This window comes from Kingella bonacorsii (genome assembly GCF_016623605.1).
In the GTDB taxonomy this organism is placed as follows: domain Bacteria; phylum Pseudomonadota; class Gammaproteobacteria; order Burkholderiales; family Neisseriaceae; genus Kingella_B; species Kingella_B oralis.
Map to the genome: position 1 here is coordinate 717866 of NZ_JAEHNZ010000002.1, position 13740 is coordinate 731605.

Below are 13740 nucleotides of genomic sequence, written 5' to 3' on the forward strand. Positions count from 1 at the left end.
TTCTGTTTTTTGTTGATTGGAAACAGGCAGCGGTTGGCTTAAAGCTGTTTATTGCCCGCCATTAAGGCAGCCTGAAAACGGTTTGCGGTATCCAACGCGCGTTATCCGTTTTCGCTTCGCTGAAGCCTTGGGTCTTAGCTTCGCTGAAACTCGCTTCACTCGTTTTCAGGCTGCCGATACACGCATTCGCTGCCCAAGCCGTCCAAATAGGCTTCGTGGGCGGCGGCTTCGTCGGCATCGGCGTGCAGCACGATGAGGCTATCGGCGCGGAAGACGGGCGCGGGGGTGGCGGTTGTTTGGGCGGCGGGCGCGGCGGTTTCTGCTTCGTCTTCCAGCCCGTCGGTCAGGCTGAATTGGTTGCGCGTCATGGCAAGGTACACGCCGCCGAGCAGTTCGCAGTCGATGAGCGCGCCGTGCAGCACGCGGCGGCTTCTGTCCACGCCCAAGCGGTTGCACAGCGCGTCTAGGTTGTTTTTTTGCCCCGGGTATTTGTTGCGCGCCATTTCCAGCGTGTCGATGACGCTGCACACGCTGTCAATCGGGGGCAGCCCGACGCGGGCGAATTCGGCGTTGAGAAAGCCGATGTCAAATTTGGCGTTGTGGATGATGAGTTCTGCGCCTTTGAGAAAGTCAAAGATTTGCTGGGCAACTTGGGCGAAAACGGGCTTGCCTGCGAGCTGGTCTAGCGTGATGCCGTGGATGGCGGCGGCTTCGGCGGGGATGTCGCGCTCGGGGTGGATGTAGAGATGGAGGCTGTTGTCGGTGAGCTGGCGGTTTACCATTTCTAGCCCTGCGAACTCGATTAGGCGGTCGGGGTTTTCGGCGGCGGAGTGGTAGAAGCCTGTGGTTTCGGTGTCTAGGATGATTTGGCGGGGGTGGGCTGGGGTCATGTTGTGTGCTTTCTTGGTTTTGCAGAATGTTGATAAATCGTTTTCAGGCTGCCTAAGTGGGGATGTAGGCAGCCTGAAAACAGGTTGGGGGTTATTGATAGGGGTTTTCTACGCCGGCGACGAGTTGCTGCAAGTAGTCGCGCAGTTGCTGTTCGCTGCATCCCATCAGGAGTGCGTCTTCAAATGCGTCTTGCGCGGCTTGGTAGAGTTCGTTCATGTTTTGGTTCATCACTTTGATTTTTTCGGTGCAGGAGACGGGGCTGCCGTCGTCGCTGAACCATTTGGGCATGGTGGGTTGCGGCATGGTGTGTCCTTGTGGCATTGGGGCAGCCTGAAAACGATAAACGGGCGCTTGGGCTGTTTATGGTTTTCAGGCTGCCTATTGTTATGTGGATTGTGTTATGCGGATTGGGTTTGCCCGAAGCGTGGCAATCGGCTTTCAGGCTGCCTAATTGCGGATGTAGCTTTGCGCGTTGTTGCGTTTCACGCGGCGGGCGGTGGCATAGCGGGCGTTCCAGTATTTGCTGGATAGGCTGGTGATTTCTATGCGTTTGCCTGTGCGCGGGGCGTGGATAAAGCGGTCGTTGCCGATATACATGCCCACATGGGAGATACGCGAGCCGTGGGTGCGGAAGAATACCATGTCGCCAGGGCGCAATTCGCTGCGGCTAACATAGCTGCCCACGGAGGCTTGCGCGGCGGAAGTGCGCGGGAGATTGACGGCAAAGGCTTTGCGGAACACATATTGCATAAAGCCGCTGCAATCAAAGCCTGTGGGCGAGGTGCCGCCGAAGCGGTAGGCTACGCCGATAAAGCCCATGGCGTTGGAGATGAGTTCGTCGGCATCGGCGCGCCCCATTGGCTCGACGTTGGATTTGGGTTCTTCGCGGGTGGCAACGGGGGGCGTTGCCACTTGGGCTTGCTGTTGTTTTTGCTGGATGATGCTGCCGATGGCATCGTGTGAGGGTTGATTTTGGGCGACGGCGGGCGGGGTTTTGCGTTGGATGATTTTGCCGATTTCGTCGTGGTTGGATGGGCGCGTGTCTTTTTTGCTTTCGTGTTTGCTTGTGGCTTTGGCTTCGCGTTTGGTTTCGTGTTTACTGTCGCGCTTTTGGGATTCGGCTTTTTTGTTGTTGCGGCTGTCGCTGGGTTTTTGTTTGTCTTTGATGATTTTGCCGATGGGGTCGGTTTTGGATTTGGATTTTTCTTTGGGTTGATTTTTGTTGGATTTGTCGGATTTGGCTGGGGCGGATTTGCTGGTGGCAGCTTTGGGAGCGGGTTTGGCTTTGGGGGCGGCTTGGGCGATGCTGCCATACGCCAACAGCAGGGCGAGGGCGGCAGTGCGGAGAAGTCGGTAGGTCATAACGGGAATGGGGTTGATACAAATGTGGGGCATTCTAACCGATTTGGGCGAGGAGGCGTAGGGCTGTGTAAGCAAGATTTTGCAAAGGTTTGGGCGGGTTAAGTTAGGTTAGAATGGGAGTACTAGGCAGCCTGAAAAAGGGTTGCTGCTTTGTGGTTGGTTTTGAGTGTAGTTTTACCTTTGCGCCTTATCGCGGCGCGGGCGACTTACTTTCTTTGCTTCGCCAAAGTGTGAACCTGCATTCATCATCCGCGCGACAGCTTTTGCGCCCTAAAAGCATGGCTACGGCGTTGCAAATGCTCGCAAGGTATCCAACCTTGCTGTGCTTTGCGCCTTGTATCCATGCTTTTATGACGCAAAATCTATTCACGCGGATAATGAACACAGGTTCAAAGCAAAAGAAAGGCGACCCCGACGTGCAGGTTTGGCTGCGCCAAACTTCCCTCACTCCGCATCCTTTTTTCGGCGCGTGCGAACTAGTCGCGCTTTGCGCGTCGTCGGACAAGCGCACGCTTTTTCCCGAAAAAAGGATGCTGTGTTCGGCTGGACGTAGGGGAGGGAGCAGTAGCATCAATCGTATCTGATGGATTAGGCAGCCTGAAATCCAAGCTATCCAGCAAAAACCGCGCGGCAGAACATCAAACGGTTTTGTTTTTTTCAGGCTGCCTTTGGCTGTTTAGATGGGTGCTGGTGTTTTTTGCTTGCAAGACAATAAGGCAGCCTGAAAACGCATCAAGCACGTTTCAGGCTGTCTTTGAGGTTGGGTGGGCAGAGGGCATTGGGTTGATATGGCATTGAGGCAGCCTGAAACCGCTTGCTTGACGCTTGCCCCGCGCTATTTCACCAATTTCAGGCTGCGTTTTTTGGTCGGCTCGCTGGTTGCGCTGTTTTCGCTGGCAGGCGTTTCGGGCTGCGTGGGGGCTTCGCTTGGGGTGTAGGGTTCAACTTCAAAGCCCATGCCTTCGCCTGTTTCTTTGGCAAATAGGCTAATCACGTGCCCAATGGGAACCCAGATTTCGTGCGACACGCCGCCGAAGCGGGCATGGAAGTTCACCCATTCGTTGTCAATAAACAGGTCTTTGGTGGCGGTGGGGCTGATGCTGAGCACGATTTGGTCGTCTTGCACATATTGCGCGGGCACGCGGGTGTGTTCGTTTACCCATACGGCGATGTAGGGGGTGTTGCCGTTGTCCAGACACCATTCGTATAGGGCGCGGATAAGGTAGGGCTTGGTGGAGGTGGATTGGGTCATGTGGGTCTCCTGTGAGTATGCAAAACCCCTTTGCGGGTAACAAAGGGGCAGCCTGAAACTTAGAACCTGCATTCACTATTTTCATAGGTATCTTTTATGTCCTAAAAACGCGGCTACTGCGTTAAAAATGCTCGCAAGGTGTCCAACCTTGCTGCGCTTTTTGCCTTGTATCCGCGCTTTTATGCCATAAAATCTACCTATGCAAATAATGAATACAGGTTCTTATTTGCGCATGGCTTTTTCGGCGGGGGTGAGGGCTTCGGCAAACGCGGGGCGTTGGAAGATGCGCTCGGCAGATTTGAGCAACGGCGCGGCGGATTTGCCCAGTTTGATGTCGTAGTGTTCCAAGCGCCAGAGCAGGGGGGCGAGGGCAACATCAATCATGGAGAAATCGTCGCCCAGCACATATTTGTTTTTGGCGTAAGCAGGGGCAATCATGGTTAGACCTTGCGCGATGGCTTCGCGGGCTTTGGCTTGTTCTTTGGCGGTGGCGGCTTGGTTTTCCAGCGTGGCAACGTGAACAAACAATTCTTTTTCTAGGCGGAACAGCACCAGCCGCCCGCGCCCGCGCATCACGGGGTCGGCGGGCATGAGCTGCGGATGGGGGAAGCGTTCGTCTAGGTATTCGTTGATGATGTTGGATTCGTAGAGAATCAAATCGCGTTCCACCAGCACGGGGACTTGGTTGTAGGGGTTGATAACGGCGAGGTCTTCGGGTTTGTTGAAGGTGTCGATGTCTTTGATTTCAAAATCCATACCTTTTTCAAACAGCACAAAGCGGCAACGGTGGCTGAACGGGCAAGTGATGCCCGAATAGAGTGTCATCATGGGGGGATTCCTTGTGAATGGGATGAGGCAGCCTGAAACGCGCGTATCCGGTTCACGGCTGCCTATCGGTTTGACGAAATGCGATGGGGCATAATTATAGTCGATTGTAAAGACAAAAGCGAATTTTTGCGGGTAACGCCATGTTTTATCTAAATAAATAAGGCAGTCTGAAAGCGGATTGCGCTGTTTCAGGCTGCCTTTCGCGTGCGCCTGTTATTTGAAAAACATCATCACCGCCACGCAGCATAAAAACGCGCCAAACGCCTTTTTCAACACCGAAACAGGCAGCCGATTAGCCGCCCTTGCGCCAAAGCGCGAAGTAACCACGCTGGCGCACACAATGCCGATAAACGCGGGCAAATACACAAAGCCCACGGAATACGCGGGCATATCGGCAACATGGCTGCCGCTTAACATAAAGCTAACGGTTGCGCCGATGGCAAGCAGCACGCCGCAGGCGGAGGATGTGCCGATAGCGCGTTTCATGGCAAAGCCGCGACTGTTTAAAAACGGCACAATAAACGCGCCGCCGCCAATGCCCGCAAAGCTGGACAACGCGCCAATCACGATGCCCGCGACGATTTGCACGCGCGCGGTAAGCGGTTTGGCGGGCGGCGCGGTTTTTTGTTTACTGGCGATAAGCATTTTGATGGCAAGCAGCAGCATCATGGCGGCAAACATTTTCATCAGATGCGCTTTGGGCAAGCCTGAAACCAAGTAGCCGCACACAAACACCGATGCCATCAGCGCGGGCACAAGGTAGCGGAACACGCGAAAATCCACATTGCCCAGCTTGCGGTGTTGCCACGCGGATGAAATGGAGGTGAACACGATGGTGGAAAACGAGGTGCCCAGCGCCATCGCCATCACTTGCGCATCGGGCACGCCCGCTTGCGGCAACAAAATCAGCAGCATGGGCACGATAATTGTGCCGCCGCCAATGCCGAACAGCCCTGCGAAAAAGCCTGCGATGGCACCGATAATAAGATAGGCGAGAAAAAGCATGGTTGTGTCCTGTTTTTTAAGGTGAGATGAGTTTCAGGCTGCCTTTGGCGTTGCGATTGGCAGCGGCAGCCTGAAACGGGATTTATGCGAATACGATAATCGGCAACACCGCCGCCAGCGCGGTCGCTGCCCATGCGGTATGGCGCAGCGTGGGCGTGTCGGGATGCGGAAAGCCGTGGATTGGATATTGGGCAAGGGGTTGGCAGGCAGCGCCAAGCCGTAAACAAATTGCACCCAGCCCAGCGCAATCAACAGCAGGGCGGCTCTGGATGACAGCAGCCCGATAAACGCCAAGCCGATGCTGATTTTGAATAACCATTCGCCCACCGCCCAACCTCGCTCGGCATCGTTGCAACGGCGTTCCAGCCAGATATTTTGTTGGCGCAGCAGCGTGAAGGTTGCCAACACAAACATGCCCATCGCGCCGCCGATGCGCGGTCCAAACGACAAATTGCAGTCTTGGGCGCAGGATTGGTGTAGCCAAAAAAGCAGCTTTGCCAACACGCCCATGCCTATCCATAAGGGCAGGCGGCAGCAAAGCGGATGAGGCTGGCGCGGTTTTGGTTGAGCGGGTCGGGTTGGGTGTCGTATTCGGTTACGCCATCGGGGATGTAGGACATTTTCAGGCTGCCGTTTTAGTTTTGCAGCTTAGGCAGCCTGAAAACCTTAAATAGCCGCTAAATCACCGCCGTCCGTTCAATCAACCAATTTTTCGCCGCGCCGCTCACAAACGGCAGCAGTTTCTCGCGCACTTGGGCGTGGTAGGCGTTGAGCCAATCGCGCTCGTAGGGGCGCAGCAGCGTGGCATCCACCAGCCGCGTGTCAATCGGGCACAGCGTTACCGTTTCAAAGCAAAGGTAGTCGCCAAACTGGGTTTCTTGCGGCTGGGCAACAGGCTGGGCAACGACTAGGCTTTCTATGCGGATGCCCCATTGGTTCGGGCGGTAGAGCGCGGGTTCGTTGGATGTGAGCATCCCTTGGTGCAGCGCGTATTCGGGCGTGTTGGGCGCGAAGTAGGAAATGCGTTGCGGCGGCTCGTGCACGTTCAAAAAATAGCCCACGCCATGCCCTGTGCCATGCCCGTAGTCGCGCTGGGCTTGCCACAGCGGGGCGCGGCAAATGGCATCTATCATCGGCGCGGCGATGCCGTCGGGGAACACGGCGCGGGCAAGGGCGATGTGCGCTTGCAACACCAGCGTGAAATCGCGGATTTGCGCGGCGGATGGCGTGCCGATGGGGATGGTGCGCGTGATGTCGGTGGTGCCGCAATGGTATTGCGCGCCGCTGTCTATCAGCAATAGACCATCGCCTGCGATTTTCAGGCTGCCCTTGCCATTTAAATTGTCTGCGGGGGCGGAGTAATGCGGCATCGCGCCGTTGGCGTTGTAGCCCGCAATCGTGCCAAAGCTCTCGGAGACGAAGTGTTCGCGCTGGCTGCGGTGGTGCAGCAGCATTTCGCCGATTTGGTATTCGGTGATGGTGTCGTCTTGCGCGAGGCGTTGTTCCAGCTCGGCGAAAAAGCCGCATAGCGCAATGCCGTCTTGCAACATGGCTTGGCGGATGTTTGCCACTTCGGCGGCGGATTTTTCGGCTTTGAATTGGGTGCTGGGGTTGGCTTGCTCGCGCGTAGCAAGGCTTTGAGGCAGCCTGAAAACGGTAGCCACGGCAACTTTGGCGGGGTCATACATCAGGCAGCCTGAAAGCTGCGCCAGCGCGTCTGCCGCGTGTTCATAGGGCTGGATTTGGATGGCAGCGGTGTTTAAGGCAGCCTGAATGTTGGGCGAGATTTTATCGGGCGCAACAAACAGCGTTGCCGTGCCATCTGCGCCGATGAGCAGGTGCGAGAGAAACACGGGGTTGTAGGCGATGTCGCTACCGCGCAGGTTGGTGAGCCATGCGATGTCGTCGAGCGCGGAGATAAAGTGCCAATCTGCGCCTGCTTCGAGCATGGCTTGGCGCACGCGGTGCAGTTTTTCGGCGGCGGTTTGCGGTACAAACTCGGCTTTTTGCGCGAACACGGGCGCGGTGGGCAGGGCAGGGCGGTCGTTGCCCCATGCTTGGGCGGTGTAATCCAAATCGTGTTTGAGCGCGATGTTTTTCGGCGCAAAGGCAGCCTGAATGCGGCGCAGCTCCGCCACGGAGAGCATATCGGGCGTGATGCCAACGGCGGCGTGTTCGGGCAGCGTTTGCGCGAGGTGGGCGATGTGGTTGCGCCCATTTTCTTGTTTTTGCAACACGATGCCGCTGCCTGCCAACTCGGCTTCGGCTTGCGTCCAATAGCGCGAGTCTGTCCACAGTTGCGCGCTATCTGGCTGCACCACTAGCACGCCTGCCGAGCCTGTGAAGCCTGAAAAATATTGGCGCGATTGCCAATGCTCGGGGATGTATTCGGAGAGATGCGGGTCGGCGGTGGGGAGGATGAGCGCGGCGAGCGCGTGTTGGGAGAGGGTTTGGCGCAGAGGGGTGAGCATAGGGGATGTCCTTAGTTTGTAATCAGTAAAAACGGGGTTTCAGGCTGCCTGAAAGGATAAATGGAGAGCGGATTGGAATGGCGGGGAAACGTGGTTTGGCTTGATTGCGCAGATTGTTGGATGCAATAGGCAGCCTGAAAACGAGCGAAGCTAAAACAGCATTTATATTTTCAGGCTGCCTTATCCCCCTAAATCCGCGCCACGCTCGCCACGCCTTTCACTTCCGCCACGCCCGCCAACACGCGCGGCAATTCGTCCACCTTTTTCATTTCCAGCGTAACGCGCATACTCGCTTCCAAATTGCGCGTTTGCATCTGCACCGCGGTAACGTTCACTTTATAGCGCGCCAGCGCGTCCGACACATCGCGCAGCAAGCCATTGCGGTCATTGGCGCGGATTTCAATATCAATCGCAAACACTTGGTTGGCATCCAACACCGCCCAGCTGGCGGGCAACACTTTTTCGGGCGACTGCTTTGCCAAATGCTCAAAATCGCTGCACCCTTGCCGATGGATGGATACGCCGCGCTCGCGGGTAACAAAGCCGATGATTAAATCGGGCGGCGCGGGTTTGCAGCATTTTGCCAGCGTGGTCAGCAAGCCGCTTTCGCCGTCCACCAACACGCCGTTTTTGTCGCCCGACTGGATTTTGGATTTTTTCACCATGCTGGTGGCGCTAATCGGCGCAGGCGCGGGCTCAACCAACGCGCCGCAGGCTTTTTGGATGGCGCGCGGCGTGATTTCGCCTTGCCCCAACGCGGTAAACAAATCATCCAGCTGCTTGAAGCCCAGCTTTTCGCAAAGCTGCTGCTGATTGGGCTTGGGCGTGATTTTGCTGATGATTTTTTCAAACTGGTTTTTGCCTTCTTCGCGCACCGTTTCCGCATTTTGCGCGCGAATATAAGCGCGGATTTTGCTGATGGCGCGTGGCGATTTTACCCAGCCTTCGTGCAGCCAGTTCACCGATGGATGCCCTTCTTTGGCGGCGATAATTTCCACGCGCTGCCCGTTTTCCAGCCGTGTGGACAGCGGCACAATCTGCCCGTCCACTTTCGCGCCGCGGCAGCGGTCGCCCAAGCTGCTGTGCAAGGCGTAGGCAAAGTCAATCGGCGTTGCGCCCGCAGGCAGCGACAACACTTTGCCATGCGGGGTTAAAACGTAAATCGTGTCGTTAAACAATTCGGTTTTAAAGGCGGCGGCAAGGTCTTCTTTGCCGCTTTCTGCCATGTTTTCGCGCCAATCTAAAAGCTGGCGCAGCCATGCGATTTTTTGCTCATACGCGCTGTCGCCCTTGCCGCCTTCTTTGTAGCGCCAATGCGCCGCCACGCCAAATTCGTTGAATTGGTGCATTTCAAAGGTGCGGATTTGCACTTCAATGCTTTTGTCCTCAGGACCAACAATCACGGTATGCAGCGATTTGTAGCCATTGCCTTTGGGGTTGGCGATGTAGTCGTCAAACTCGCCGGGGATGGGCTGGAACAGGCTGTGGATGATGCCGAGCGTGGCATAACATTCGGGGATGGTGTTCACCAAAATGCGCACGGCGCGGATGTCGTATAGCCCATCAAAATCCAGCTTTTTCTTCACCATTTTTTTGTAGATGGAATAGATGTGTTTGGGGCGGCCCGCCACATCGTATTGAATGCCGACTTTGTCCATTTCGCTGCGGATGATGTTGAGAAAATGGTCAATGTATTCCAAGCGTTCGGTGCGCTTGTCTTCCAACAGCTTGGCGATGCGTTTGTATTCTTCGGGGTTTTGATGGCGAAAGCCCAAGTCTTCCAGCTGCCATTTGAGCTGCCACACGCCCAAGCGGTTGGCAAGCGGGGCGAAAATATCCAGCGTTTCTTTGGCAACGGCGCGTTTTTCGGGGCTGTCGGGCGTTTGCCCTAAAAACTGCATGGTGCGGGTGCGCAGCGCCAGCTTAATCAGCACCACGCGAATATCGGACACCATCGCCAGCAGCATTTTGCGCATGGCTTCGGCTTGGGCGGCGCGCTCTTCGGGCGTTGCCAGCGCGTCCACTTTGGCAAAATGGGTGAGCTTTTGCACTTCGTCTATGCCTTGCACCAGCGTTACCACCGTTTTGCCGCATTGCTCGGACAAGGTTTCTTGCCAGTTGGGCAGATAGCTGGAAATTTCGGCTAACACGGTGGCGGCAACGGCTTCGGGCAGCAAATCCATGTCGGCAACCATTTTGGCGGCGGCAAGCAGATGCTGTAACACGGGTTCACGGGCGATGTGGGTTTTGGCTTCGGGAGGATAATGCTGCGAGGCAAGTTGCAGAGCGGAGACAAGCAGTTTTTGCGCTTGGGGCGATTGGGCGGCGGTGTAGGCTTCGTAGTCTTGCTGGGCTTGGGCTAGGTCGGTGAGTTCGCTCATGGTGGGTTTCCTTTTTTGAGTGTGTGGGACTACATCGGGTCTTATTATAAAGGCAGCCTGAAAACATATTCCAGATGCCGTTTCAGCTTCGCTTGTTTTCAGGCTGCCTTGGGGGCAGTTAAGTATCCATCGCCACATCGTCCCAGTCGTCTTGTCCGTCTATGTCCAGCATCCACCAAAGCCCCGCGCGCCGTTCCATCACCACGCTTTCTTCCAGGCCTTGCAATGGTTCGCTGCCGTTCACCCGCGCATCCACGCACGCCCAGTGGTAGCGGTAAATCAAATCCGCCTCGTCCAAAATCTCGCTCACATCGCGCAGTTTGGCTGCCGCCACCATTTCGTCTAAATGCTTAAATTGCGCCACGATGCCGATTGCCGTTTTGCCGTCAACAATGTGGTCGGGAAAATCCAGCTCGTCCACAAAGCCCAACGCCCACACCAGCGTCCAATAGGCTTCGTATTTCCACACCGCGTTGATGCGCTCCTGCGCGCTCGCTTCGCCCGCGATGACCACGCGCTCGGCGGGCGTTAAGGCAGCCTGAACGCCGAAATCGTTGATTTTGGATTGGATGAATGCGCGCTCGTTGTCGTAATTGCCGTTTTCCTGCTCCAACGCTGCCAGCGTGGTAAACAGCGAAGCCACCGCCCGCGTGGCGATTTCGCGCGCGCTGCGGATTTTCACTTCGTTTTGCTCGTTCAGATAGGGCAGCTCGGGGGAAAAGTGAATGCCGCGCGCTTGCAATTTGGCGTTGTTTTCGGCGCGACGTTGGATGGCGGATTTCATTTGCGTGCTCCTTATAAGCGGGGGAATGGCGGGGAATATAGCATTGTTTGAAGGGGAAGGCAGCCTGAAAACGGGGGCGGCGGGTTTCAGCGCGGCGGTTATGTTTTGTTAAGACGAAATGATTAAAATATTTACCAAAATATACAATAATTAAATTAATTTAAAAATTAGATTTTTCAACCTAATCCGTCTTGTCCCGCAGAAAGGAAATCACCATGTCTTTAAAACAACTCGGTTCGCTCACTTTGGTTGCGCTTTGTTTGGCGGCGTGCAGCAGCGGCGGAGGCGGCAGCGGCAGTTCAAACAATCTTAATGTGCCGGGCACAAGTAACAACAATGCCAACAATAACCGCGCTGATTTCAGCGTGCCCAAGCTGGTTAAAGTTTCTGATATGAGAAATGATTTACAGGACTATGTGCAGAGTTATTTGGACCCATCAGCCAATCTATCTTCATACGCTTTTAAAATGAATGGGAAAACCTATACCAGCGGCAATATTGATTTGGCTACGCTGGGCAATGGTTTGAAACAGGTTGATTTTGTTGAAACCGCATCCGCCAAAATCAACGGGCAAACTCAAAACATAACCCAAACCGGCAAATTTCATCTGTATCAACAACTTTATTCGATTGTACTTTCTATGCCAAGAACAGGTGGTCAAGTTGGTAATTTGAGACAAATTGAAAAAGACGATTTTGAAGTTACTTACATGGATGGTCAGCCAACTAAAACGCTTCCCAGCGCAGGCTCGTTTAACTATAAAGGCGTTGCCTTTACCGAAAAAGAACAAGGAAATTTGAATTACACCATCAACTTTGACACTAAAAAAGGCGCAGGTTCCATTAGCGGCATCAATCAAACAGGCAACATTACGCTGCATGAAAGCGATATTGTGAAAGTTCAAGATGGTGTGGCATTTAAAAATAATTCCGCCTTTACTTATGGTGAGAAAAAAGATGTCTATGGTGTGCTCAATGGCGCAGCAACCACTGAAAAACAAGGCGTGGCAAGTTATGAATTGGGTATTTTTGGACCGAATGCCGATGAAGTGGCTGGGGCAGTTTTCCAAGAGCATGATGAAGGTACAGTCGGCTTCGGCGGCAAAAAACAATAACCCCTTATCGGCTGTTTAACTTTAAAAGGTAGCCTGAAAACGTGTTGCAAGCTGGGTTTTGGCTTTGCTAAAACCCACCCCGCACGTTTTCAGGCTGCCTTATGGCACTCCACACTCCCACCCAAATGAATAAACTCCCTTTGCTCCTGCTCCCCCTTTCCTTGCTTGCCCTTGCCGACACGCGAACCGCGCTGAACGGCGCGCCGCCTGCGCACCGAATCGCCAACGAACCGTCTGCCAACGCCCCCGCCCCCCTTTTCTTTGACGACCGCGAAATCGCCCTTATCCCCAACGAGATGCTGCCCCAGCCCGCCGCGCCGGCCGCAAGCCTTGCCGACAACGCGACCGAAGACGACAACACGCTGGAAGCGCAAATCAACCGCGCCATCATCGCCCGCGATTGGGCAACGCTGCCCGCGCTGCTGGAACGCTACCACGCCGAGCCGCAGCACGACCCAACGCTTTACGATTACGCGCTGGGCGCATTGCGCCGCTCGCAGTTGCGCCACAATGAAGCCACCGCCCTGTATCGCGGCATTGTGCAAAGGCAGCCTGAATTAGCCTATCCGCGCTTTGATTTGGGCGTGATGCTGTTTGAAGACAAGCAATACAACGAAGCCAAACGCGAGCTGGAACGCGCCAAGCCCGATTTGTCGCCCGCCATGCAAGCCGTTGCCGAGCGTTATCTTGCCGCCATTGCCCAAGCGCAAAATTGGCAGCCTGAAATGTCGCTGCAATACGAAACCACCGATAATGTGAACAACGCCGCCGATGCGCGCGAAATTGAAATCAACGGGCGCATTTGGCGCAAAACCGAAGAAAGCCTGCCGCAAAGCGCGCAAGGTTTGCGCTATGGCTTGGACGTGGAGCGCGAGCGCAATTTAGGCGGGCACCATTTTATTTATGGGCGCGTGCATGGCGATGGCGTGGCTTATTGGGATAAACATGAATACGACGAGCAAAGCGTGAATATCGCGCTGGGCTACAAAAACCGCACCGTCAAACGCGCGTTGGGCATCGTGCCGTTTTTTGAGCAAAACTGGCTGGGCGGCAGCCGATACAGCCACAACGCAGGCGTGCAGGTCGATTTTTCGCACCAGTTGGGCAAACGCTGGCGCGTGATGCTGAACGCGGGCTATGTTGCCAAGCGATACGATGAGCCCTCCACCGCACAGCGGTACAACGGCAAAATGCCGCTGGCAAGCGCCACACTGATGTATTACGCGCCGCAAAATTGGCTGCTGTATGGCGGGGTGGATTGGTCGCACGACATCACGCAAGATGCGGAGCAGGCTTCGGTGCGCAAAGGCGTGCGGCTGGGCATGGCAAAAACGTTTGCCAATGGGCTGGGGCTGCGCACCCATTTGCGCTACACGCAGCGCACGTTTGATAAGGCGGGAACGCTGGTTTATTTATACACGCGCAAAGATGATGAATATCAGGCGAATGTGTCGCTGTGGCACGATAAGCTGTCGTGGAAGGGTTTTACGCCGCATGTGAATTTCCGCTATTTGGCGATTGACAGCAATATGAAAGGGTTTTATTCGCGCAAAAACGCGCAATGGTTTTTAAGCGTGGAGCGGGGGTTTTAGCAATAGACGGATAGATAGAAGGCAGCCTGAAAACGCCTTGGGGCGGTCTTCATAGCGAA

General features: G+C 55.1%; 12 protein-coding genes. 2 read left to right on the forward strand and 10 right to left on the reverse strand.

Features of this window, described 5'->3' with window-relative positions; translation table 11 throughout:
• Positions 1–155: 155 nt before the first annotated feature.
• From dnaQ to JDW22_RS08750, 10 genes are all read right to left on the reverse strand, one after another.
• Positions 156–890: a DNA polymerase III subunit epsilon gene (gene dnaQ, locus JDW22_RS08705; RefSeq protein WP_200522689.1), complete on the reverse strand. Its 735-nt coding sequence runs from the start codon at positions 888–890 to the stop codon at positions 156–158.
• A 91-nt stretch (positions 891–981) separates the two neighbouring features.
• Positions 982–1194: a hypothetical protein gene (locus JDW22_RS08710; protein WP_200522690.1), complete on the reverse strand. Its 213-nt coding sequence runs from the start codon at positions 1192–1194 to the stop codon at positions 982–984.
• 144 nt (positions 1195–1338) lie between these two features.
• Positions 1339–1842, reverse strand: a complete 504-nt coding sequence (locus tag JDW22_RS13705; protein WP_289005370.1) for a C40 family peptidase — start codon at positions 1840–1842, stop codon at positions 1339–1341.
• A gap of 1246 nt (positions 1843–3088) precedes the next feature.
• On the reverse strand, positions 3089–3505 hold the full coding sequence (locus JDW22_RS08720; protein ID WP_200522691.1) for a ClpXP protease specificity-enhancing factor: 417 nt from the start codon (positions 3503–3505) through the stop codon (positions 3089–3091).
• A gap of 222 nt (positions 3506–3727) precedes the next feature.
• Positions 3728–4333 (reverse strand): glutathione S-transferase N-terminal domain-containing protein, encoded by a 606-nt coding sequence (locus tag JDW22_RS08725; protein ID WP_003798177.1) that lies wholly within the window; start codon positions 4331–4333, stop codon positions 3728–3730.
• 213 nt (positions 4334–4546) lie between these two features.
• Positions 4547–5338, reverse strand: a complete 792-nt coding sequence (locus JDW22_RS08730; protein ID WP_200522692.1) for a sulfite exporter TauE/SafE family protein — start codon at positions 5336–5338, stop codon at positions 4547–4549.
• 33 nt (positions 5339–5371) lie between these two features.
• Positions 5372–5839, reverse strand: a complete 468-nt coding sequence (locus JDW22_RS08735) for a hypothetical protein (RefSeq protein WP_200522693.1) — start codon at positions 5837–5839, stop codon at positions 5372–5374.
• Between the two features lie 176 nt (positions 5840–6015).
• Positions 6016–7809: an aminopeptidase P family protein gene (locus tag JDW22_RS08740; RefSeq protein ID WP_200522694.1), complete on the reverse strand. Its 1794-nt coding sequence runs from the start codon at positions 7807–7809 to the stop codon at positions 6016–6018.
• A gap of 188 nt (positions 7810–7997) precedes the next feature.
• Entirely contained in the window at positions 7998–10190 is a 2193-nt protein-coding gene (locus JDW22_RS08745) for a RelA/SpoT family protein (protein ID WP_200522695.1), read from the reverse strand.
• Between the two features lie 118 nt (positions 10191–10308).
• Complete coding sequence (locus JDW22_RS08750) at positions 10309–10974, reverse strand: DUF4272 domain-containing protein (protein ID WP_200522696.1); 666 nt, start codon at positions 10972–10974, stop codon at positions 10309–10311.
• Positions 10975–11189: 215 nt separating this feature from the next.
• Here JDW22_RS08750 and JDW22_RS08755 point away from each other — a divergent pair, with 215 nt between their 5' ends.
• Together JDW22_RS08755 and JDW22_RS08760 are read left to right on the forward strand one after the other, a co-directional pair.
• Positions 11190–12089, forward strand: a complete 900-nt coding sequence (locus JDW22_RS08755; protein WP_200522697.1) for a factor H binding protein domain-containing protein — start codon at positions 11190–11192, stop codon at positions 12087–12089.
• 125 nt (positions 12090–12214) lie between these two features.
• Positions 12215–13681 (forward strand): surface lipoprotein assembly modifier, encoded by a 1467-nt coding sequence (locus tag JDW22_RS08760; protein WP_200522753.1) that lies wholly within the window; start codon positions 12215–12217, stop codon positions 13679–13681.
• The last annotated feature ends 59 nt before the right edge of the window (positions 13682–13740 follow it).